The organism is Sphingomonas sp. 22176 (genome assembly GCF_052045505.1).
In the GTDB taxonomy this organism is placed as follows: Bacteria; Pseudomonadota; Alphaproteobacteria; order Sphingomonadales; family Sphingomonadaceae; genus Sphingomonas.
Genome location: NZ_JBQEPL010000004.1, coordinates 144,724 through 165,879 on the forward strand (window position 1 = coordinate 144,724; position 21,156 = coordinate 165,879).

Genomic DNA, 21,156 nt, shown 5'->3' on the forward strand with positions numbered 1-21,156 from the left:
AGCGCTGCTAGGTTCCAGCCCCTCCCAGCATCAGGTGAACAGCGCCCCGCGCTGTTCACCTGATGCTCCCTCCCGCAAGCGGAAGGGGAACGCAGGCTAAGAAGCCCCCCAACTAGCCCCCGCCCCCATCCCGCCCTATAGCGCGCGGATGCCACGCGAAATCACCGCCTATTCCAACCCCCTCATCAAGCGCATGCGCAACCTGCGCGACAAGCGCCACCGCCGCGAAGAGGGGCTGTTCCTCGCCGAGGGCCTGCGCATCCTGACCGAGGCGCGCGAGGCCGGCCGGATCCCCGACTATCTGTTCTACACCGCCGAGACCGCCCGCCACCCGCTGGTCGTGGCGCTGGTCACCGCCACCGAGGCGCAGGGTGGCGAGGCGATCGAGACCAATGCCGACATCCTGTCGAAGCTCTCCGGCAAGGACAATCCGGGTGCGGTCGTCGGCGTGTACCCGGAATTCGCGCTGGACCTCGCCGATATCGACCGCAGCACCGCGCCGATCTGGCTGGTCGCCGAGCGGCTGCGCGATCCCGGCAATCTCGGCACCATCCTGCGCACCGGCGACGCGGTGGGCGCCGGCGGGCTGATCCTGCTCGACGATTGCGTCGATCCCTTCTCGGTCGAGGCGGTGCGCGCGAGCATGGGCGCGCTGTTCACCGTCCCGGTCGCCCGCGCCCGCTGGGAGGAGTTCGAGCCCTGGCTGCGCGCGGGCCCCGGCCAGCTCGTCGGCCTCAGCCTCGATACCGACCATGATTACCAGGCCCCGCGCTACGCCACGCCGACCTTCCTGCTCACCGGCAACGAAGCGCAAGGCATGCCGCCGCATATGGAAGCCGCGTGCGATCTTCTGGTAAAGATCCCCATGCTCGGCAAGGCAGACAGCCTCAATGCGGCAGTGGCAACGGCGGTGATGGCCTATGAAGTACGCAACCAGTTCCGGCACGGCTGACCGCCGCCGCCTCGCCGCGGCCGCCGCGCTCGCCTGGGCGCTGGCCGCAGCCCTCCCCGCCGCCGCGCAAACGCCCGAGCCGCCGCCGGTGCGCGAGGCCCCGCGCGCGGAGACGCACGGCTTCGACGCGGAGGAACAGCTGCTGCTGGGCGACTGGCGCGTGACCGGGATTGAGGGACACCCCGTCGTCCCCGGCAGCCGCGCCCGACTGAAGCTGGAGGGCCTGCGGATCAGCGGCTATACCGGCTGCAACGCGCTGGGCGGCAACTACCGGGTGGAACGGGGGTACCTCACCACCGGCGGCGTGATCACCACCCGCCGCGCCTGCTCGCCGGCGCTGATGCGGCAGGAGAAGGCGCTGCTCGCGCTGCTCGACCAGCGCCTGGCGGTCCGCCAGAGTCATCGCGGCCGGCTGCTGCTGACGGGGAGAGAAGGGAAGACACTGGTGCTGGTGAGGGCGACGGGGCGAAGCTTCTAAGCTGGAGGGCTGGTCAGCGAATGTGCATCTATTTCACTGATTCTAACCAGCAACTCGGTCCCACCACGGCAGGTAGGATGATACGTCTTTAAAAGGATAATCTCGAAGAGACTCTACATCTCCCGCAACAACCTCATGAGCTCTTTGCAAAAATCCACCCCTATTCTCCGGCTTTGCCACCACTTTTATCGCCGAGATTAACGTTTCTCTTGTTCCGAATCGAAGCGAAGATTCTAAGTCAGAGGCCGAACAGAATCCAATTGGGATTTTATCCTCTGACATTATCAAAGGATCTTTTTCTAAGGCCAATTTCTCGGCCCTTGAGAATACGTCATCGAATATAGAGTTGGCAAGGACCATCCAACTGTCGAGCGTCAAAATGAGCCCGACACCGTCCTTCGAAAATTTCCGCCCGCCAATTCCTCGGCGGCAGTGTGAGTAATATCTCCAAATCTGAAAGATACCTTTGGCAATTTCGTCATACCCACGATCGTTTATAAGCTCATCAGAGAACTTTGCATCAAACGACATTCGTGTCGCTTTGCATTCGACTGCCAAATCTATCTCCGCACCCTCATGTGAAGACAATCGGATATCAGGCGTGAGAAAGTTATCGCCACCAATCTTGTATCTGGATTCGCTTTCCACATTTGCGTTAGGAAGCATTGCCTTGATATAACTAATAGAATATGATTCGAAACGCTGACCATATTCACTATTTACGGCACCGCCGCCGGAGATAACGTCATAGTATAAGCCAGTCGTTATCCTATCGAATATCAACCTCGGCAATGGAGCGATAATTCTATACCCAAAATTTGCGATATTAACACAAGGAAATCGTCGTAATACACTCGGCCGATATGCTATCATGGCTGACATCTTGCGCTCCCGTTGAGCCATACCCCGCACCTGCTCAAGAGGCGCCGCCAAGACCTTCAGAGCTGCAGCCGCAACCTCCGGCCCGATGCCAAGCCCAGACAAATCTTCTATTTTATTAAATTCTGAGCTAACAGAAAACCAACCTGACAGGGCAAATCCGACGAGCACCAACTCGTCAATGCCGATATTTTTGCTTCTTTTGAAGTAATCAGCGCAAATACCTTGACCAAATATGTGCAAGCTACGATAAAATTGCGACAGATTAGGAATATTATTTTGCCATTCAAATTGCCGAGAAGCCAATCCAAATAACTCAAAATACGCGTTTACATTATCACCTCTAATTTTATAGTCGCATTCTTCAATAATTCGTAAAACTTTAACAATCTGATAAAAACCATCCCACGTCGTCAAATCTACAGCTTTATGATAATTCTTATCATGGAAAAGTAATTCATTTACTAGAGTCTCCATTTCCCATGGGAAAATGATCGAGTCATTAGATAGTCCACCTTCCGTGTCTCCAATAGGGAAATCACGTGGAAGGAGAGATCTGGCAATAGGCGCACCGCCGCTCTGGGCAACATCGACCGCCCAAACCAGCCTTAGAAGCGATCTATCGTCAGCACTTCCAATTAATCGAGACAACCTCAGCTGAAGACTTTCTCTGAGTTGCTCTACACCCTCACAATCAGCTAGCCGGCCTGAAGACTGCATAAGCTCCCCCTCACTCCACCGCAGTCGCTTCTTCCGCCATATTCCCGCCCTCCGGCGCCGGCAGTTCCGCCGTCGGCGCCCGCGCGATCACGTCGACCGTGTCGATCGCGTCCAGCGAGCTGTTGCCGATATCCACGTTGAGCGCCTGGAAGCGCCGCGCGGAGACCATCACCCGCCCTTCGAAGCTCGCGACGAACTTGTTGTAATTCTCCACTGCGCTGTTCAGCCCGCCGCCGACGCGCTTGAGGTGGCTCGCCGCCGTCGCCAGCCGCTCGTACAGCTCCTTGCCCAGCTTGCCGACTTCGCGGGCATCCTCGGTCAGCTTCTGCTGGCGCCACATCGAGGCGACGGTGCGGGCGAGCGGCAGGAAGGCCGAGGGGCCGGCGATGATCACCCGGTTGCGCGCCGCGCGCTCCCACAGCTCCATGTCCACTTCCAGCGCGCTGGACAGGAAATTGTCGCCCGGGATGTACATGATCACGAAATCGGGCGCCTTTTCGAACTGCGCCCAATAGGCCTTGCGCGACAGCGCGTCGGCATGGGTGCTCATCGCCTTGGCATGGGCCTTGAGCGCCGCGGTGCGCTCCTCGGCGCTGGTCGCCTCGGCCGCCTGGAGATAGCCGTCGAGCACGCACTTCACGTCGACGATCAGCTGCTGGTCGCCCGGCAGGCGGATGATGAAGTCCGGCCGCAGCATGCCGTCCTCGGTGGTGACCGAAACCTCGGCGGCGAAATCGACATGGCCGGAAAGCCCGGCGATCTCGATCAGGTTGCGGAACTGCTGCTCGCCCCAGCGGCCGCGCGTCTTGGGGGCGGCGCGCAGAGCGTTGACCAGCTTGGAGGTTTCCGCGCGCGTCTCGCCCAGGCTCGAATGCACCGCGCTGATCGCCTCGCGCAGCTGGCCATAGCTGTCGGTGCGGTCCTTCTCGACGCGCTGCAGGCCTTCCTCATAGCGCTTGAGCGTGGTGTCGATCGGCTGGAGCAGCGTGCGTAGCCGCTCCTCGTTCTTCTCGCCAGCCTGGTGGAAGCGCGCCTCCGCGCGTTCCAGGAAGGCGCGCTGCGTCTCGTCGAGCATCTTGGCGGCGGATTCGCGGAACTGGCCGGCCATCATCTCGCGCGCATTGACGAATTCGGTCAGCCGCTCCTCGAAGGCGCCGGCCTTGGCCTTGAGCTCGGCCAGCTCGATGCGGGCGGCGTCGCGCTCGTTGCGGAGCATCGCGGCTTCCTCGCGCAGGCGGGGGAGCTGGCCGACGCGTTCTTCGGCCATGGCGAGATCGGTGATGGCGGCCTTGAAATCGGCTTCGCGCCGGGCGCTTTCGGCCCGCGCCTCGCTCGTGCCCCGCGCGCCGATCAGCCAGCCGACCACCACGCCCACGACCAGGGCAACCATCACAAAGGCAACGACGAACGGATCCAACGCCAAATCTCCCGGGAACAGGACGCGAACTTACGCGCCGGGGGAGCGGGCCGCAAGGGTGCCGGCGGTCGGTTCGGCGCGGGTTGGCGAGGGTTCGGTGGATAAGTGACGGGACGCCCTCGCCCCTCCCCGTCATTCCGGCGGAAGCCGGAATCCATTGGGGTCACCGTCGCGGCTCGAGCCCCAGCGTAGTGGCGAATGGATCCCGACTTTCGTCGGGATGACGGCATTAGGGGAATGGAGCGCCCTCAGGCCGCCTTGCGGGCCTTGTTGAGCTTCTTCATCAGCATGTCGCGCTTGAGCCGCGAGAGATGGTCGAGGAACACGATGCCCTCCAGATGGTCCATCTCGTGCTGGATGCAGGTGGCGAGCAGGCCCTCGAAGACCTCATCATGCGCCTCGCCCTTCTCGTCGAGCCAGGTCACCCGGCAGCGCGCGGGGCGCTCGACATCGGCGAACTGGTCGGGGACCGACAGGCAGCCCTCGGTATAGACCGAAACTTCCTCGGCCGGCTCGTGGATCTCGGGGTTGATGAAGACGCGCGGGTGCCGGATCGGCTTGCCCTCCTCATCCTCTTCCTCCTGCAGGTCCATCACGATCAGGCGCTTGGGCACGCCCACCTGGATCGCGGCGAGGCCGATGCCGGGCGCATCGTACATCGTGTCGAACATGTCGCCGATCAGCGTGCGGATGTCGTCGTCGACCGCCTCGACCGGGGTGGAGACGAGACGCAGACGCGGATCGGGAACTTCGACGATGGGGAGGATGGCCATTCCGTAAATTTAGGAGAGCGGTCCCCCAGCGTCAAGCAATCGGGCGGCGCGCCCGGAGCGCCTGGGCAAGCGTTCCCTCGTCGAGATAGTCCAATTCACCGCCCACCGGCAGGCCGTGGGCGAGCTGGGTGACGCGGATCGGGAACGCCTCCAGCCGCTCGGAGACGTAATGCGCGGTGGTCTGGCCCTCCAGCGTCGCGTTCATCGCGAGCACGACCTCGTCGATCCCGCCCGCGCCTACCCGGCGGACCAGCGCGTCGATGCGAAGATCCTCGGGGCGCACGCCGTCAAGCGCGGAGAGCTTGCCGCCCAGAACGTGGAAGCGGCCGGGAAACAGCCGCGCGCGGTCGAGCGCCCAGAGGTCGGCGACTTCCTCCACCACGCACAGCGAACGGTCGTCGCGGCGCGGGTCGGCGCAGATCGCGCAAGGGTCGTGCGTGTCGACATTGCCGCAGATATGGCAGGTCGTGAGCTTCTGGCTGACCGCGCTGAGCGCCGCGAGCAGCGGGTCGAGCGTCGTCTCGCGCTTCTTGAGCAGGTGGAGCACCGCCCGCCGCGCCGAACGCGGCCCGAAACCGGGCAGCCGCGACAGGGCCTGGGTCAGCGCTTCGATTTCGGGAGAGGCCATGGCGCTTCACATAGGGGCTTGCATGCGCGCCTGCCAAGCGGTTGAGGGAACAGATGCGCATCCTCTTCATGGGAACCCCCGATTTCGCCGTACCGGTGCTCGATGCATTGGTCGATGCCGGGCACACGATAGTCGCGGCTTACAGCCAACCGCCCCGTCCCGGCGGCCGGCGCGGCAAGGCCCTGACCCCCTCCCCGGTTCATGCCCGCGCCGAGGCGCTGGGGATCGAAGTGCGGACGCCGCTCAGCCTCAAGGGCGCGGAGGAGCAAGCCGCGCTGGCGGCGCTGGATGCAGACGTCGCGGTGGTCGCCGCGTACGGCCTGATCCTGCCCAAGGCAGTGCTGGCGGCGCCGCGGCTCGGTTGCCTAAACGTCCATGGCTCGGTGCTCCCGCGCTGGCGCGGTGCGGCGCCGATCGAGCGGGCGATCCTCGCCGGCGATGCGGAGACGGGCGTCGGGATCATGCAGATGGAAGCCGGGCTCGATACCGGCCCGGTGCGGCTGGAAGGGCGCACGCCGATTGACCGCAAGACCGCCGGCGAGTTGCGGGCCGAGCTGAGCGCAATGGGTGCGCGGCTGATGGTACAGGTGCTCGCGGACTTCGACGCCTATCCCGCAGAGCCGCAGCCCGAGGAGGGCATCACCTATGCCTCCAAGATCGACAAGGCCGAAGCTCGACTGGACTTCACCAAGAGCGCGGTAGAAGTTGAGCGCGCCGTCCGCGCGTTCAACCCCGCCCCCGGCGCCTTCCTCGAGCTGAACGGCGAGCGCTTCCGCATCCACGCCGCCGATCTGGTGGACGCCAGCGGCCCCGCGGGCACGGTCGGCGACAACCTGCTGATCCATTGCGGCGAAGGCTCGATCCGCCCGACCTCGATCCAGCGGGCTGGCCGCGGGGTGATGACGGTGGGCGAGCTGCTCCGTGGCTTCCCCATCCCGGCAGGAACCCAGCTTTGACACGCTTCGCCCTGACGGTGGAATTCGACGGCCGCCCCTTCATGGGCTGGCAGCGGCAGGATCACGGCGCCACCGTCCAGCAGGCGATCGAGGAAGCGGCATACGCGGTGACCGGTGAGGCCGTGGTGGTCCACGCCGCCGGCCGCACCGATGCGGGGGTGCATGGGCTGGGGATGCGCGCGCACGTCGACATCGCCAAGACGATTGCCCCGTTCCGGCTGATGGAGGCCCTCAATGCCAAAATCCGCCCGCACCCGGTCGCGATCCTCGCCTGCCAAGAAGTTTCGGAGGAGTGGCACGCACGTTTCTCATGCCTTAGCCGCCATTATGAATATCGTATCATAACCCGCCGCGCGCCACTCACCTGGGAAAAGGGGCTCGCCTGGCGCCTTTCCGGGCCGCTGGACGCAGCCGCCATGCAGGCCGCCGCGGACCATCTCGTCGGCCGGCACGACTTCACCACCTTCCGATCGGCCCATTGCCAGGCGGAGAGCCCGGTGCGGACGCTCGACCGCCTGGACGTAGTACAGGATGGCGAGCGCATCAGCGTCTTCGCGTCAGCCCGCTCGTTCCTGCACCACCAGGTTCGCTCGATGGTCGGCTGCCTGTCGCTGGTCGGTCAGGGCAAATGGGCGCCTCAGGACGTCCGCGACGTGCTGGAAGCGCGCGATCGCACGAAGTTGGGGCTGAACGCCCCACCCGACGGCCTGTTTTTCCTGCGCGCGGAATATCCTAGCGGGTGAACTTCGCCGCCAGCTCGACATGGGTCGACCAGCGGAACTGCCCGACCGGCTGCACCCATTCGAGCCGATAGCCACATTTGCACAGAACCTCGGCATCCCGCGCGAACGTACTGGGATTGCACGAAACATAGGCGACGATGGGAGCCTTGGAATGGGCCAGCTCGCCCACTTGCTCGCGCGCACCGGCCCGCGGCGGATCGAGCACCACGGCATCGAACCGGTCCAGCTCTGCAGTCATGAGCGGGCGCCGGAACAGGTCGCGATGGTCGCCAAACACCTGCCGCCCCGTGGCACCCGCCGCCGCCTTGAGCGACAGGATCGCGTCCCGCGCGGCCTCGCCGGCATAGACGCGTGCGCCGTCCAGCGCGAAGGTGAAGGTGCCGAGGCCAGCGAACAGGTCCGCTACGGTACGGGCATCACCAACGATGGCGCGCACCGCCGCAACCAGTGCCGCCTCGCCCTCGGGTGTCGCCTGAAGGAAGCTGCCGCTCGGCAGCGGCACCGCAACACCGCCCAGCGTGATCGTCACCGGCACCGGCTCCCAGCGCGCGGTCGGGCCGAAGCCTTCGTCGATGGCGAAGCGGGCGAGCTTCTCGGTTTCGGCGAAGGCGGTGATCGCCTCGGCTGCGGCGAGTCCCTGCGGGTCGATGCCCTCAACCAGTACGTCGCGGCCCTGATCGCTCAGCGCCAGATGCACGTTCACCCGCCGCGCATCGGGCAACAGCGTCGCGAACAGCCGACGCAGCGGCGCCAGCAGGGCGAACAGCTCGGGCGCCAGGACATGACATTCGACGAGGTCGACCAGCTTGTGGCTGCCCGCCTCGGTAAAACCGATCCGCACCTGCTTGCCGCGACGCTCGGCATGGAGCGTCGCCCGGCGGCGGGTGCGCGGCGGCGACAGCAAGGGCGTGCGGATCTCCGCCTCCAGCCCCTGCGCCGCCAGCGCCGTACGCACGCGCTCGGCGAGAAAACCGCTCCACGTCGCATCGTCGAGATGCTGTAGTTGGCAGCCGCCGCAGCTTGGAAAGTGGCGACAGGGCGGCGCCTGGTGGTGCGGGCCGAAGCGGATCGCGCCGTCCTCGCCCACCCAGTCGCCGGGCGCGGTAAGGGGGAAATGCCGGCCGTCGCTGGTCACCCCATCGCCCCGCGCGGCGACGCGCACCACTTCGACTTCGCTCACAGACATTCCGAACACGCTTCCGCCAGTTGAGCGACGAGCTGATCGGCGAAAAAGGCGGGACCTGCAAGCCGCGCCGCGCGTCCGTGCAGCCAGACGGCCGCCGCGGCCGGATCGACCCCGCTGCCGCCCTGCGCGATCTGCGCGCCAAGCACGCCCGCGAGCACGTCGCCAGTCCCCGCGGTGGAAAGCCACGGCGAGGCCCCCGCGAGCACCCGCACGCTGCCGTCCGGGCCCGCGATCACGGTGTCGCCGCCCTTGTGGACGACCGTCGCCCCGCTCGACGCCGCTGCCTGAAGGGTGCGATCGATCTTGCTGCCCGAGCCGCCGAACATCCGGTCGAACTCGCCACCATGGGGCGTGATCCACACCGGTGCCTCGCGGGCCGCCAGCGTCGTGGCAGCGTTGGTACCGAGCAGACTCAGCGCGTCGCCGTCGACCACCATCGGCTTGTCGGCAGCCAAGCCCGCGCGCAGAAACGCTTCGGCACGTCGATCACGACCAAGGCCGGGGCCGAGGACGATGGAGTCGATCCGGTCGCTCGCAAGGAAATCGGCCAAGTCATCGGCATCGTCGATCGTGCGGCGGACCAATGCGTCCGGCGCCGGCCCTGCGGGCTCGGGCCCGGCGAGCATGACATAGCCTGCCCCGCTCGCCATCGCCGCGCGCGCGGCGAGCCGGCCGGCCCCGGGCATCGCGCCTTCCACCACCGCGACCAGTCCGCGGCTATATTTGTGGCTCTGCGGGCCCGGCGTCTCGAGCCGCGGCCGAGCCACGGTCTGCCAGGCCGCGTCGGCAGGGATGCCGATATCGGCGAGCAGCACATGGCCGCAGCGCGACAGCCCGTCGCCAAGCACATGCGCGGGCTTGAGCGCTCCCAGCGCGATCGTGGCGTTCACGCCGCGCGGCGCGCCTAGTTCGTCACCGCTGTCCGTATCCATCCCCGAGGGCAGGTCGATCGCCAGCGTGAACTCTGCTCCGCGTACGAGTTCAGAGAGGACGGCAGCGATGCTCCGCTCCAAAGGCCGCGTAACACCGATACCGAACAGCCCGTCGATCACCACCGGCCGCACCGGTGCGCCGTAGAGCGAGGTCGTCGGCCCATCCCAGCGCGCGTGCATCCGCTCGGCCGCGCCGGGCTTGGGTGCACCCGATGCCGCGACCAGCACATCGAGCCCCGCCGCGCGCAAATGTCGAGCGATCACATAGGCATCGCCGCCATTATTGCCGGGACCTGCGAGCACCAGCACCGGCCGCCCCATCGCGAAGCGCACGGCTTCGCGGGCGACGGCCGCGCCGGCACGCTCCATCAGTTCGTCTTGGGAAACGCCGCGCGCGAACACCGCCTCTTCGGCAGCTCGCATCGCGTCGGCAGTGAGGATGGGGGCGCCGGGCGGGATCATTGCCCCGCTGTAGCGCCCTTGCCTGCGAGACGATAGCGCATCCCGCCGATCGTCACCTCGGTCGCGCCGGCAGAACGGGTGACGCTCGCCAGCTCAGCGCCGTCCGCTGCGGTGAGGACATTGCCCTGCACCGCCAAGCGACGAAATCCGCCATCCGGATGGTGCAGGATCAGCATGCTGCCATCCCGCTCCACCGTGCAGACCGGCAACAGCGTCTCGCCAACCGGACCGCACGCCACCGTCTCGCCTGCTTGCGCAGCGGGCTGCGACGCCGGATCGGCACCGCAGCCCGCCACGAGCAAGGTCAGCGCGAGACTAGATGTCCGCGTAGACATGACGCTCGGCCTTGGCGCCGGGGTGCGTCACCGCCCCCTGATAGGCCGGGCCGACATTCTGCGAATAGCGATAGAGCGCGCCCGACTGATAGTCGTTCACCCGCGGCTGCCACCGCGCGCGGCGCTCCGCCAGCACGTCCTCGGCAACGTCGAGGTCGATCGTGCCCGCCTCTGCATCGATACGGATGGTATCGCCGTCCTCGACCAGCGCGATCGGACCGCCCTCGGCCGCTTCGGGACCGACATGGCCGATGCAGAAGCCGCGCGTGCCGCCCGAGAAACGGCCATCGGTGATCAGCGCCACCTTCTCGCCCATGCCGAGGCCATAGAGCGCCGCGGTGGTCGACAGCATCTCGCGCATGCCCGGGCCGCCCTTCGGTCCTTCATAGCGGATGATGATGACCTCGCCTTCGTTGATCTGGCGATGCTCGACTGCCTGGAAGGCATCTTCCTCGCAATCGAACACCCGCGCCGGGCCGGTGAACTGGAGCCGGTGCATGCCCGCGACCTTCACGATCGCCCCTTCGGGTGCCAGCGAGCCGCGCAGGCCGACGACGCCACCGGTCGGGGTGATCGGCGTCTTCACGTCGTAGATCACCTTCTGGTCGGGGTTCCAGGTGACCTGGTCAATATTCTCGCCCAGCGTCTTGCCGGTGACGGTCATGCAGCTGCCGTCGAGCAGGTCGTTAACGAGCATCGTCTTCATCAGCATGTAGACGCCGCCCGCGGCATGCATATCCTTGGCGACATACTTGCCACCCGGCTTCAGATCAGCGATGTATGGCGTTGATTTAAAAGCCTCGGCGACGTCGTGCAGGTCGAACTCGATGCCCGCTTCGTTGGCCATCGCAGGCAGGTGGAGCGCGGCGTTGGTCGAGCCGCCGGTCGCTGCCACCACGCGGGCGGCGTTGATGAAGGCGGCTCGAGTCGCGATGTCGCGCGGGCGCAGGTTCATCTCGAGCAAGTTCATCACCTGCGCGCCGGCAGCGATCGCAATCTCTTCACGACTCTTGTACGGAGCAGGCACCATGTTGCTGTTTGGCAAGGACAATCCCATCGCTTCGCCGACGCACGCCATGGTGTTAGCGGTGAACTGGCCGCCGCACGCGCCGTGCCCTGGGCAGGCGACCTTTTCCAGCGCGGTCAGGTCCTTGAGTGGGCAGTTGCCGGCGGCGAACTTGCCCACCGCCTCGAACACGTCGACCACGGTGACGTCGCGATCCTCGAACCGGCCCGGCAGGATCGAGCCGCCATAGACGAAGATCGACGGGATGTTGAGGCGCAACATCGCCATCATCATGCCGGGCAGCGACTTGTCGCAGCCCGCGAAGGCGACCAGCGCGTCATAGCAATGGCCGCGCACGCTGAGCTCCACCGAGTCGGCGATCACCTCGCGGCTGACGAGCGAGGATTTCATCCCCTGATGGCCCATGGCGATGCCGTCGGTCACCGTGATGGTGTTGAACCGGCGCGGCATGCCGCCATTGGCGATCACGCCCTGGCGGGCGGCGTCGGCCTGGAAATCGAGGGTGGTGTTGCACGGCGCGCTGTCGTTGCCGGCGCTCGCCACAGCGACGAACGGCTTGGCGATATCCTCTTCGGGAATCCCCATGGCGTAATAATAGCTGCGGTGCGGCGCGCGCTCGGGCCCCACGGAGACGTGGCGGCTGGGGAGCTTGGATTTGTCGAATCGGTTGGTCATGGCGCGCAAGCCTATGTCGCGGGAACACCCTTTGACGCAAGAGTGTTGCGCAGAAAAAGCGTAAGTTGCTGGAGTCGCTGGGCCCATCGCTCGACGCCCGCAGCATCGCGGATCAGGTCATTACGGATCTCGATCGCGATCGACGGAATGCCCTGCGCCTCGGCATGCCTGTTGAGCGTGGCGTTGAGCAGCAGGCCCGAATAGGGCGCGTTGTCGCCGGTGACGCAGCCCTGCGCCCGGAGCCATTCCACCGACGGGCGGGCAGCGCGGGTATCGCGGTTGTAGAGGATCCCGATCTCCCAGGGCCGCGGCGTGCCGCCATGTTCGAGGCACGGCGTGAAGCTGTGGATCGACAGGATCAGCGCGGGTCGCTGGCGGCGGACCTGGTCGCGCAGCACGCGGTGATAGGGTGCATGGAAGCGGGCGATGCGGGCGGCGCGATCGGCGGTCTCGTTGCCGGGGATCGCATGGCCGTCGCTGCGGTGGGGGATTAAGCCGATATGATCGGGCTCGCGGTGGAGATCGATCACCAGCCGCGAGACGGTGGCGAGGATCGCCGGGGCATCGAGCCGGGCGGCGAGCGCGCGGGTCACGTCGGCGGCGCCGATGTCGATGCCGATATGCAGGTCGAGCAGCGCGGGATCGATGCCGAGATCGATATCGGGCGGCACCGCGTTCGAGGCATGGTCGCACAGCAGCAGCACGTCCTGCGCACCGCCGGACAGGATCTCCGCGACGCTCATGCAAACACCGGCTTGCGGCGTGCCTGGAAGGCGGCGAGCCCTTCGGCAAACTCAGCGCCACCGAACGCGGCCTCGAAGGCGGCGTCGAGATCGGCGTCGGCAGGCTTGCGCAGCGCCCGCTTGAGCTGGCGGATGGCGGCGGGCGCATTCTCCGCGATGCTCTGGGCGAGCGCCGTGGCCGCAGCACCAGCATCGGGTGCGCGGCGCTCGACCAGGCCGATCCGCACGGCCGCATCGGCGTCGATCGCCTCGCCGGTGAAGAGCAGCTCGGCCCCCCGCCCCTGTCCGACCTGCGCGGCGAGCCGGGCGACGTCATCGCGCGGATAGCCGAGCCCGAGTCGCGCGGGCGTCACTGCGAACTGCGCGCCATCCCCGGCAAACCGCACGTCCGCGGCGAGGATCAGCGCTACCGCCGCACCGAAGCAGCCGCCGTCGATCGCGGCGAGCACCGGCATCGGCAGCGCCGCCAGCGCCTCGATCCCGGCGCGCATGGCAAGACGGAAGCGGGTGCGGGCGGCGGGATCGGTTTGCAGCTGGGGGAACTCGCCGATATCGGCGCCGGCCGAGAAGATGCCGGGCATGTCCGAGCGGAGGATCACCGCCCGGGCAGCGTCCAGACCCGTGGTGGCTGCGGCGAGCTGCTCCCAGCCAGCGATCGGCACCGCATTGCGCGCCGATCCGCGTGCGAGCGCGATCGTGGCGATCGGCCCATCCCAACGAACTTCGATCATGGAGAGGCTGTGCCCGATCCGCGCGGCCAAGTCACGCGATGGCGCGCGGGGGGACTTCCCAGAGGGAAGCGCACCCGCGGGCCAAGGGCAGACGTTCGCGAGCGCGTCAGATCCGCCACGCACAGCCTTGTCGTAAAACGGTAAAGATTCGCTTACCGCCTCAGCAAAGTCGGGTCGCGGCGAGCCACCATTCAGGCCGCTGCAAGGCTGCCGCCGCGGCATCCCGTGCGGCGTCGGACTCGAACAGCGCGAAGCAGGTCGCGCCGGAGCCGGACATGCGGGCGAGCAGCACGCCTGGCTGCGCGGCGAACGCCGCCAGCACGGCATCGATCGCAGGCGCGATGGCGCGCGCAGGGGGCTCGAGGTCGTTGCGCCCCGCTTGCGTCACGGCGAGCAGGTCGCCCGCACCGATCGGGCCGCGGTCCACGCCGTCCCACGCCTTGAACACCGCCGCCGTCGAGACGCCCACGCCAGGGTTGACCAGCAAGGTCGGCGTGCCGGCCAGCCCCTCCAGCGGGTCCAGCTGCTCGCCCCGCCCCCGGCCCAGCGCAGTGCGGCCGAGCAGGCAGGCGGGCACGTCGGAGCCAAGCGCGTCGGCGATCGCGAACAGCTTCGGGTCCGCGAGGTCCACGCCGTGGAGCGCAGCCAGCGCCCGCAGCGTCGCCGCCGCGTCCGCCGAGCCGCCGCCGATGCCCGAGGCGACCGGCAGGTGCTTCTCCAGTTCGATCGCATGCGCCCCGCCGCCGAACCCCTCGCGAAACCGGATTGCGGCGCGCGTGACGAGATTGTCCCCCTCGCCCGCCAGCACCGCCGCGAACGGGCCGGTCAGCGTGAAGCTGGCGGTCTCCGCGGGCGTCACTCGTACGGTGTCGCCATGCTCGACAAAGGCGAACAACGTCTCCAGCTCGTGATAGCCGTCCGGACGGCGATGGCGAACGTGGAGCGCCAGGTTGAGCTTGGCGCGCGCGGGCTCGGTGACGGTGCGAGGATCTTGCATCGCCGCCACCCCTAGCGCGATCACGAGGCGGCCGTCAGCCCCTCTCGCAGCTTGCGGGCGATCCGCTCGGCATCGGCAGGCGCCGCATGGATCGCCGCGGCCCGCCAGGCATAGCGCGCCTCGAACTGGCGGCCGAGCCGCCAATACGCGTCGCCCAGATGCTCGTTCGCCGCGCTACCCGCCGGATCACTGCGCGTGGCGGTTTCAAGCAATGCCGCGCCGCGCGCAACCTCGCCCTGGCGAACATAGGCCCAACCGAGCGCATCGGCGACCTCCGCATCCTCGGGCGCGATCTTGTGCGCGCGTTCGAGCAGGCGCAGCGCCTCGGCACCGTCGGCGCCATGGGTGATCAGCGCGACGCCCAGCGTCCGCAGCATTTCGGCGCGGTTGGGCGCGAGCTCGGCGGCCTTGCGCAGTTCCGGCAGCGCCTGGTCCCAGCGTCCCGCCTTTTCGAGCGCCAGCCCGTAATCGAGATGAAGATCGGCGCTGCCCTGCCCCCCGCGCCGCAGCGCTTCGGCATAGACCCGGGCCGCTGCATCGTGGCGACCGGTATCGGTGAGCAGCTGGGCGTAGCGCTCCACCTCCAACGGGGTGGCACTGCGATCCTCGGCAAGCGCCTTGGCATCGGCGAGCGCGGCATCGGCGCGGCCGGCATCGCGCAGTACGGCGACACGCACGCCAGCGGCGCGACGCGCGAACGGGCTGTCCTTGGGGACCGCGGCCAGCGTCTGCAGCGCAAGGTCCGGTGCACCGGCGCCGTTGATCGCATCGGCGAGCACGATGCGCGCGCGGGTCTCGCCGGGATCGAGGATCAGCGCGCAGCGGGCGAGAACGATGGTCAGCGTCGCCATCCGGTCGCCGCCCAGGTCGCTCGCCATCGCGCGGAACATCCGAGAGAGGCCATAGGCGATCGTTACCGGCTGCGGCGCACCGAGCGTGTGCGCGACGGCCTCCAGTTCCGGCCCGCCGCCTTCGAGCAGGAAACGTCCACCGTCGCGGCCGCGCACCGTCGCCAGATCGATGCGGGTATCGGCATCGCCGTCGCCGACCAGCGTCGCCATCGACTCCAGCACGGTGGAAGTGTCCTTGCCCTGCGCCAGCAACATCAGCGCACGCTGCGGCGCGGCATAGCGACGGCCGAGCGCACCCAGGTCGAGATTGTCGATCACCGCGACGCCGTCCAGCCCGCGCGCCTGGGCGAGCCAGGCGGTGAAGATCGGCATCAGGAAGTCGAACGGGGTGCCCTTGAGCCGCTTGACCGCATCGGCGGCGCCCGGCTGGTTGCCCGCGGCGAGCGCCACCGCCATGTCGACCAGCGCGGTGTCAGGCGGCGCGACGCCTGCCTTTTCCATCACTGCGGCAGCGCGCGTGGCGAGCGCCATGTCCCCGACCATCAGCGCCTGACGATAGGCGCGCAGCGCGATTACCGGATCGTCCGGCGTCGCGGCCAGCGCACGGCCATAGCCTTGCGCCGCAACGCCCGCCGCGCCCGCCGCATCGGCGGCACGGGCGCGGACATAGTCGGTCAGATCCGCGGTCTGGGCCGCTGCCGGTGCCGCCAGCAGCAGCGCGAAACCAAGGCTACATGTTCGGATAATTGGGGCCACCGCCACCTTCTGGCACCACCCAGTTAATGTTTTGGGTGGGATCCTTGATGTCGCAGGTCTTGCAGTGCACGCAATTCTGCGCGTTGATCTGGAACCGCAGATCATCGCCTTCCCCTACGACCTCATACACACCCGCCGGACAATAACGCTGCGCAGGCTCGGCGTACATCGGGAGATTGTACCCGATCGGAATATCCTTGTCCTTCAACGTCAGATGGACCGGCTGGTCCTCCTCATGGTTGGTGTTCGAGACGAACACCGAGGAGAGCCGGTCAAAGGTCAGCACGCCGTCGGGCTTGGGATAGTCGATCCTTGGCGCTTGGTCGGCACAGAGCAGGCCCTCATTGTCGGGCTTGTGCTTCATCGTCAGCGGCCAGCGCAGCCCCAGATGCTCGCTCCACATCGCTGCGCCGGCGAGCAGCGTGCCCCAGGTATCGCCGAACTTCTTGACCAAGGGCGCCACGTTGCGGACGCCGCGCAGTTCCTTGTAGACCCAGCTTGCCTCATAGGCTTCCGGATAGGCCGCCAGCTCGTCGCTCGTCCGCCCGGCCTGGATTGCGGCGAAGGCCGCCTCGGCCGCCATCATCCCGCTCTTCATCGCGGTGTGGGTACCCTTGATCCGCGGCACGTTGAGGAAACCGGCGGAGTCGCCGATCAGCGCCAGGCCCGGCGCGACCAGCTTGGGGACCGACTGCCAACCGCCGTCCGAAATGGCGCGGGCGCCGTAGGAGACCCGCTTGGCACCCTTGAGCAGTTCAGCGATCTCGGGATGCGTCTTCCAGCGCTGCATCTCCTGGAAGGGCGAGAGCCACGGGTTCTTGTAGCCCAGCCACACGACGAAGCCGATCGCGACCTGGCCGTCGGCCTGGTGGTAGATGAACCCGCCGCCATTGCTGCCGTCGGTCAGCGGCCAGCCCTGGGTGTGGATCACCCGACCCGGCACGTGCTTGGCAGGATCGATGTCCCACAATTCCTTGATGCCGATGCCGTAGACCTGCGGCTGGCTCTCGGCATCCAGATCGAACTGGCGGATCATCTGCTTCGATAGGTGTCCGCGGCATCCCTCCGACAGGAAGGTGTACTTCGCGTGGATCTCGAGCCCGGGCTGATAGTCCGGCTTGTGCTCGCCGTCCTTGGCGACGCCCATGTCGCCGGTGGCGACGCCCTTCACGCTGCCGTCGTCGTTGTACAGCACTTCGGCGGCGGCGAAGCCCGGGAAGATCTCCACGCCCAACTCGCCTGCCTTCTCCGCCATCCAGCGGCAGAGATTGCCGAGGCTGCCGGTGTAGGTGCCCTTGTTATGGAGATAGGGCGGCGTGAGGAACTCCGGATAGGCGGACTTACCCTTCTCGCTGAGCACCCAGTGGTGGTTCTCGGTCACCGGCGTGCGCGCCAGCGGGCAGCCATCGTCGCGCCAGTTCGGCAGCAGCTCGTCGAGCGACTTGGGATCGACGACGGCACCCGAAAGGATGTGCGCGCCGACCTCGGAGCCCTTTTCCAGCACGCATACCGAGAGCTCGGCACCGGCCTCGTTCGCCAACTGCTTGAGCCGGATCGCCGCGGAAAGACCGGCAGGCCCCGCGCCGACGATCACGACGTCATAGGGCATCGACTCCCGTTCGCTCATCCTTGTTCCCCTAAGTCCTTCGTACTAACACGGCCCTCGCGGCCACCTGTCGTCGCGCGCGCGCAACGTTCTGTCTATCCGGCGATGAAGCCAGATTGACCCCGCCGTCAACTGGGATTCAAAGAATGGGTATGGGGGCAGAACCAGACAATAGCTGGCACAAGTCGCTCGCAAGCGCGCTCGAATGGTGGGATTCCGCCGGGGTTGACGTGCTCGTGGAAGACGAAGTGCGCGACTGGTTCGCCAAGCCCGCGCCGCTCCGCGCCGAGCCGCAGCCTGAGCCTGCCGTAGCGGCGCCGGCGCCCGCGCTCCCGCAGACTTTGCCCGACTTCCTCGCCTGGCGCACCGGCGAAACGGCGCCCGAGGCCGGATGGCACAGCCCGCTGATCGCCCCCGCGATCGTCGAAAATCCGGCCTGGACGATTTTTGTCGACATGCCCGAGCCCGAGGACAGCGACACGCTGTGGAACGGTCCGGGCGGCGCCCTGCTCGACCGGATGCTGGCCGCCGTCGGCCTTTCCCGCGAGTCGGTACAGCTGGTGCCGCTCTGCTTCGCCCGCCCCGCCACTGGTCAGGTGCCCGCCGACGCGGCGCCGAAGCTGGTCGAGCTCGCCACCCATTTCCTGTCGTTCGTGCAGCCGACGAAGCTCCTGCTGCTCGGCCATGCGGCGACCCGTGCGGTTCTCGGGCCAGATGCCTGGCCGCCGGAGCTTCGTTCGCACGACGTTAACCGCTACGAGACCAATACCCAGGTTGTGGCGACCTACCATCCGCGCTCGCTGATCGAGCGCCCGGCCGCCAAGAGCGAAACCTGGAAACATCTGTTGCTGCTGAGCCGGGGACCGAGCCTTTGACCTTGCGCATCCTGCTTGCCGCCACGCTGATGACGGCGCCGATCGCCACGCCGGCCCTGGCCGCGTTGTCCGACGACACCAGCCCCGCGGTCATCGACGAGGACGCCCCCACCCCCGCCGCCAAGCACAAGGGCGACGGCATTCCGCCGCAGCTCGATGCCGATCAGCGCGCCGATTATCGCTTCGTCTTCGACGCCATCCGCAACGGCCGCTGGGCCGACGCCCAGATCAAGCTCGATTCGATGAAGCCGGGGCCGCTCCACGCCATCGCCCGCGCCCAGCTCTACACCGCCAAGGGCAGCCCCCGCGTCGAGGCAGACCAGCTGGTCGCGCTGATCACCGAAGCGCCGGAGCTTCCCCAGGCCGAACAGCTCGTGCGCCTCGCCAAGGCGCGCGGCGTGAACGACCTCCCCATGCTGCCGGTCGCCCAGCGGCTGATCTGGTTCGACGGCGCCCCGATCCGCAAGCGCGCCCGCTCGGTCCGCAGCGACAATGCCGCGACCGAAGTCGCGATCCTGATGTCGCCCTATGTGAAGACCGACAACGGTCCCGCCGCCGAGGCGGTGGTCGCGCGCTTCGCGGGCGACCTGACGCCCGAGGCGCTGACCGAGTGGCAGCAGAAGGTTGCCTGGATTTATTATGTCGCCGGTGACGACGCCAATGCCCGCCGCATGGCCGCCAAGGCCGAGCAGGGCTTGGGCGAATGGGCCGCGCAGGCCGACTGGGCCGATGGCCTCGCCGCCTGGCGCCAGCAGGATTGCGCCGGCGCCACCGCCGCCTTCGAGCGCGTCGCCACCCGCGCCGGCGATACCGAGCTGCGCGCAGCGGGCCTGTTCTGGGGCTCGCGCGCCGAAATGGCGTGCGGCCGACCCGATCGCGTCGCGACCAAGCTGCGCGCCGCAAGCCAATATGGCGAGACCTTCTACGGCCTGCTCGCTCGCTCCAGCCTCGGCCTCGAGGAACAGCGGCTGGAAGGCGACCGAATGGTCAGCAAGGACTGGGCCGCGCTCGAACGCCGGCCGAACGTCCGCGTCGCCGCCGCGCTGGCCGAGATCGGCGAGACCTCGCTTGCCGACCAGGTGCTGCGCCACCAGGCGAAGTTCTGCACGCCCGACGATCACGGCGCGCTCACCCGCCTCGCCGCCGAGCTGAGCCTGCCCCAGACCGAGATCTGGCTCGCGCATAACGGCCCGGCCGGGGCCAAGCCGATCGTCGAGGCGCGCTATCCGGTGCCAAACTGGTCGCCCGATGGTGGCTGGCGCGTCGATCGCTCGCTGGTGTTCGCGCACACGCTGCAGGAGTCGAGCTTCCGCACCGAGGTGCGCAGCGCCGCCGGCGCGATGGGCCTGATGCAGGTGAAAACCGGCGCCGCGATCGACGTGGGCCGTAGGCGGGGCGTGACCTATGCCGCCAGCGACCTCACCAAGCCGTCGGTCAACATGGAGATCGGCCAGTCCTATCTCGAGCAGCTGCGCGACATGCCGCAGACGCAGGGCCTGCTCCCCAAGGTGATCGCAGCCTACAATGCGGGCCCGAGCCCGGTCGATGCCTGGAACCAGGCCTCGCGCGACGGCGGCGATCCGCTGCTCTACATCGAGAGCATCCCTTATTGGGAAACGCGCGGCTATGTCGTGACGGTGCTGCGCAACTACTGGATGTACGAGCTGCACGACGGCAAGCCTTCGCCCAGCCGCATTGCGCTCGCCGGGGGCATGTGGCCGCGCTTCCCCGGCATGGCCGGCGCCAAGGCGGTCAAGCTCAAGACCCTGCGCGCGCCGACGCTGACCTTCCCGGCGCCCCAGCCGGTTGAGCCCGCGCCGATCCAGCAGCAGTTCCAGTTGCCCGCGACCGGTACCGCCGTCACGATCAGCGCCGCCAAGCTGCCGAGCGAGGTCGCGCGTGGCAATTGACGAGAGCATCGCCTTCCGCCCCGTCCGCATCGCCGTCCTCACCGTCTCCGACACCCGCACGCTGGCCGACGATCGCTCCGGCGACAGGCTGGTCGAGCGGCTGACCGAGGCAGGGCATCTGCTCAGCGACCGCGCGATCCTGCGCGACGATGTCGATGCGATCGCGGCGCAGTTCGAAGCGTGGATCGCGGCACCCGCCGTCGAGGTGATCCTCGCCACCGGCGGAACCGGGGTGACCGGCCGCGACGTGACGCCCGAAGCCCTGGCGCGGGTCTGGGACAAGGAAATTCCCGGCTTCGGCGAGCTGTTCCGCTGGCTGAGCTATGCCAAGATCGGCACCTCGACGATCCAGTCGCGGGCCACCGCCGGGGTCGCGCGCGGCACCTATATCTTCGCGCTGCCGGGCTCGACCGGCGCGGTCACCGACGCCTGGGACGGCATCCTCGCCACCCAGCTCGACATCCGCCACAAGCCCTGCAACTTCGTCGAGCTGATGGGGCGGCTGCAGGAGCGGTAAGGGGGTT

20 protein-coding genes are annotated in these 21,156 nt (G+C 67.4%); 7 read left to right on the forward strand and 13 right to left on the reverse strand.

Going from position 1 to position 21,156, the window contains the following annotated elements:
- Positions 1–148 precede the first annotated feature (148 nt).
- Entirely contained in the window at positions 149–952 is an 804-nt protein-coding gene (locus ACTJKY_RS15255; RefSeq protein ID WP_440846975.1) for a TrmH family RNA methyltransferase, read from the forward strand.
- Positions 921–1,430, forward strand: a complete 510-nt coding sequence (locus ACTJKY_RS15260; RefSeq protein WP_440846976.1) for an META domain-containing protein — start codon at positions 921–923, stop codon at positions 1,428–1,430. The genes ACTJKY_RS15255 and ACTJKY_RS15260 overlap by 32 nt, the downstream gene beginning before the upstream one ends.
- A 42-nt stretch (positions 1,431–1,472) precedes the next feature.
- Here the strand turns inward: ACTJKY_RS15260 and ACTJKY_RS15265 are convergent, their stop codons facing one another.
- The 4 genes from ACTJKY_RS15265 to recR form a co-directional block, all read right to left on the reverse strand.
- Positions 1,473–3,029 (reverse strand): hypothetical protein, encoded by a 1,557-nt coding sequence (locus tag ACTJKY_RS15265; RefSeq protein ID WP_440846977.1) that lies wholly within the window; start codon positions 3,027–3,029, stop codon positions 1,473–1,475.
- 10 nt (positions 3,030–3,039) lie between these two features.
- Entirely contained in the window at positions 3,040–4,446 is a 1,407-nt protein-coding gene (locus ACTJKY_RS15270; protein ID WP_440846978.1) for a DNA recombination protein RmuC, read from the reverse strand.
- 248 nt (positions 4,447–4,694) lie between these two features.
- Positions 4,695–5,219 (reverse strand): peptide deformylase, encoded by a 525-nt coding sequence (gene def / locus ACTJKY_RS15275; RefSeq protein ID WP_440846979.1) that lies wholly within the window; start codon positions 5,217–5,219, stop codon positions 4,695–4,697.
- A gap of 31 nt (positions 5,220–5,250) precedes the next feature.
- Positions 5,251–5,847, reverse strand: coding sequence for a recombination mediator RecR (recR, locus tag ACTJKY_RS15280; protein WP_440846980.1), 597 nt, complete (start codon positions 5,845–5,847; stop codon positions 5,251–5,253).
- A 53-nt stretch (positions 5,848–5,900) separates the two neighbouring features.
- Here recR and fmt point away from each other — a divergent pair, with 53 nt between their 5' ends.
- Both fmt and truA read left to right on the forward strand, forming a co-directional pair.
- The gene (gene fmt / locus ACTJKY_RS15285; protein ID WP_440846981.1) at positions 5,901–6,803 is read left to right on the forward strand and encodes a methionyl-tRNA formyltransferase; all 903 of its coding nucleotides are present in this window, start codon (positions 5,901–5,903) and stop codon (positions 6,801–6,803) included.
- Positions 6,800–7,546, forward strand: a complete 747-nt coding sequence (gene truA, locus ACTJKY_RS15290; protein ID WP_440846982.1) for a tRNA pseudouridine(38-40) synthase TruA — start codon at positions 6,800–6,802, stop codon at positions 7,544–7,546. Before fmt ends, truA begins: the two co-directional genes overlap by 4 nt.
- Here truA and ACTJKY_RS15295 read toward each other — a convergent pair.
- From ACTJKY_RS15295 to ACTJKY_RS15335, 9 genes are all read right to left on the reverse strand, one after another.
- Positions 7,536–8,726 carry a class I SAM-dependent RNA methyltransferase gene (locus ACTJKY_RS15295; protein WP_440846983.1) on the reverse strand — a complete coding sequence of 397 codons (1,191 nt, stop codon included), beginning with the start codon at positions 8,724–8,726 and terminating at the stop codon, positions 7,536–7,538. The genes truA and ACTJKY_RS15295 overlap by 11 nt on opposite strands.
- Positions 8,723–10,126 (reverse strand): NAD(P)H-hydrate dehydratase, encoded by a 1,404-nt coding sequence (locus tag ACTJKY_RS15300; RefSeq protein ID WP_440846984.1) that lies wholly within the window; start codon positions 10,124–10,126, stop codon positions 8,723–8,725. Before ACTJKY_RS15300 ends, ACTJKY_RS15295 begins: the two co-directional genes overlap by 4 nt.
- On the reverse strand, positions 10,123–10,461 hold the full coding sequence (locus ACTJKY_RS15305; protein ID WP_440846985.1) for a hypothetical protein: 339 nt from the start codon (positions 10,459–10,461) through the stop codon (positions 10,123–10,125). The genes ACTJKY_RS15300 and ACTJKY_RS15305 overlap by 4 nt, the downstream gene beginning before the upstream one ends.
- Positions 10,442–12,163 carry a dihydroxy-acid dehydratase gene (gene ilvD / locus ACTJKY_RS15310; protein ID WP_440846986.1) on the reverse strand — a complete coding sequence of 574 codons (1,722 nt, stop codon included), beginning with the start codon at positions 12,161–12,163 and terminating at the stop codon, positions 10,442–10,444. The genes ACTJKY_RS15305 and ilvD overlap by 20 nt, the downstream gene beginning before the upstream one ends.
- A gap of 11 nt (positions 12,164–12,174) precedes the next feature.
- On the reverse strand, positions 12,175–12,906 hold the full coding sequence (locus ACTJKY_RS15315; protein ID WP_440846987.1) for an N-formylglutamate amidohydrolase: 732 nt from the start codon (positions 12,904–12,906) through the stop codon (positions 12,175–12,177).
- On the reverse strand, positions 12,903–13,637 hold the full coding sequence (locus tag ACTJKY_RS15320; RefSeq protein ID WP_440846988.1) for an enoyl-CoA hydratase/isomerase family protein: 735 nt from the start codon (positions 13,635–13,637) through the stop codon (positions 12,903–12,905). The genes ACTJKY_RS15315 and ACTJKY_RS15320 overlap by 4 nt, the downstream gene beginning before the upstream one ends.
- 160 nt (positions 13,638–13,797) lie before the next feature.
- Positions 13,798–14,634, reverse strand: a complete 837-nt coding sequence (locus ACTJKY_RS15325; RefSeq protein WP_440846989.1) for a 4-(cytidine 5'-diphospho)-2-C-methyl-D-erythritol kinase — start codon at positions 14,632–14,634, stop codon at positions 13,798–13,800.
- A 20-nt stretch (positions 14,635–14,654) separates the two neighbouring features.
- Complete coding sequence (locus ACTJKY_RS15330; protein WP_440846990.1) at positions 14,655–16,241, reverse strand: tetratricopeptide repeat protein; 1,587 nt, start codon at positions 16,239–16,241, stop codon at positions 14,655–14,657.
- Entirely contained in the window at positions 16,216–17,868 is a 1,653-nt protein-coding gene (locus ACTJKY_RS15335) for an electron transfer flavoprotein-ubiquinone oxidoreductase (RefSeq protein ID WP_440846991.1), read from the reverse strand. The genes ACTJKY_RS15330 and ACTJKY_RS15335 overlap by 26 nt, the downstream gene beginning before the upstream one ends.
- A 131-nt stretch (positions 17,869–17,999) precedes the next feature.
- Here ACTJKY_RS15335 and ACTJKY_RS15340 point away from each other — a divergent pair, with 131 nt between their 5' ends.
- Genes ACTJKY_RS15340 through moaB form a run of 3 tightly spaced genes read left to right on the forward strand, consistent with a single transcriptional unit; the run spans position 18,000 to position 21,149 of the window.
- Entirely contained in the window at positions 18,000–18,722 is a 723-nt protein-coding gene (locus ACTJKY_RS15340) for a uracil-DNA glycosylase family protein (protein WP_440846992.1), read from the forward strand.
- Between the two features lie 29 nt (positions 18,723–18,751).
- The gene (locus tag ACTJKY_RS15345; RefSeq protein WP_440847112.1) at positions 18,752–20,632 is read left to right on the forward strand and encodes a transglycosylase SLT domain-containing protein; all 1,881 of its coding nucleotides are present in this window, start codon (positions 18,752–18,754) and stop codon (positions 20,630–20,632) included.
- Positions 20,622–21,149, forward strand: coding sequence for a molybdenum cofactor biosynthesis protein B (gene moaB / locus ACTJKY_RS15350; RefSeq protein WP_440846993.1), 528 nt, complete (start codon positions 20,622–20,624; stop codon positions 21,147–21,149). Before ACTJKY_RS15345 ends, moaB begins: the two co-directional genes overlap by 11 nt.
- Positions 21,150–21,156 lie beyond the last annotated feature (7 nt).

Excerpts from the sequence above, each read along its gene's own strand:
- ACTJKY_RS15255 (WP_440846975.1), top strand. The coding sequence starts at position 149 with ATGCCACGCGAAATCACCGCCTATTCCAACCCCCTCATCAAGCGCATG.
- ACTJKY_RS15260 (WP_440846976.1), top strand. The coding sequence starts at position 921 with ATGAAGTACGCAACCAGTTCCGGCACGGCTGACCGCCGCCGCCTCGCC.
- ACTJKY_RS15265 (WP_440846977.1), bottom strand. The coding sequence starts at position 3,029 with ATGCAGTCTTCAGGCCGGCTAGCTGATTGTGAGGGTGTAGAGCAACTC.
- def (WP_440846979.1), bottom strand. The coding sequence starts at position 5,219 with ATGGCCATCCTCCCCATCGTCGAAGTTCCCGATCCGCGTCTGCGTCTC.
- recR (WP_440846980.1), bottom strand. The coding sequence starts at position 5,847 with ATGGCCTCTCCCGAAATCGAAGCGCTGACCCAGGCCCTGTCGCGGCTG.
- fmt (WP_440846981.1), top strand. The coding sequence starts at position 5,901 with ATGCGCATCCTCTTCATGGGAACCCCCGATTTCGCCGTACCGGTGCTC.
- ACTJKY_RS15300 (WP_440846984.1), bottom strand. The coding sequence starts at position 10,126 with ATGATCCCGCCCGGCGCCCCCATCCTCACTGCCGACGCGATGCGAGCT.
- ACTJKY_RS15305 (WP_440846985.1), bottom strand. The coding sequence starts at position 10,461 with ATGTCTACGCGGACATCTAGTCTCGCGCTGACCTTGCTCGTGGCGGGC.
- ilvD (WP_440846986.1), bottom strand. The coding sequence starts at position 12,163 with ATGACCAACCGATTCGACAAATCCAAGCTCCCCAGCCGCCACGTCTCC.
- ACTJKY_RS15315 (WP_440846987.1), bottom strand. The coding sequence starts at position 12,906 with ATGAGCGTCGCGGAGATCCTGTCCGGCGGTGCGCAGGACGTGCTGCTG.
- ACTJKY_RS15320 (WP_440846988.1), bottom strand. The coding sequence starts at position 13,637 with ATGATCGAAGTTCGTTGGGATGGGCCGATCGCCACGATCGCGCTCGCA.
- ACTJKY_RS15325 (WP_440846989.1), bottom strand. The coding sequence starts at position 14,634 with ATGCAAGATCCTCGCACCGTCACCGAGCCCGCGCGCGCCAAGCTCAAC.
- ACTJKY_RS15335 (WP_440846991.1), bottom strand. The coding sequence starts at position 17,868 with ATGAGCGAACGGGAGTCGATGCCCTATGACGTCGTGATCGTCGGCGCG.
- ACTJKY_RS15340 (WP_440846992.1), top strand. The coding sequence starts at position 18,000 with ATGGGGGCAGAACCAGACAATAGCTGGCACAAGTCGCTCGCAAGCGCG.
- ACTJKY_RS15345 (WP_440847112.1), top strand. The coding sequence starts at position 18,752 with ATGACGGCGCCGATCGCCACGCCGGCCCTGGCCGCGTTGTCCGACGAC.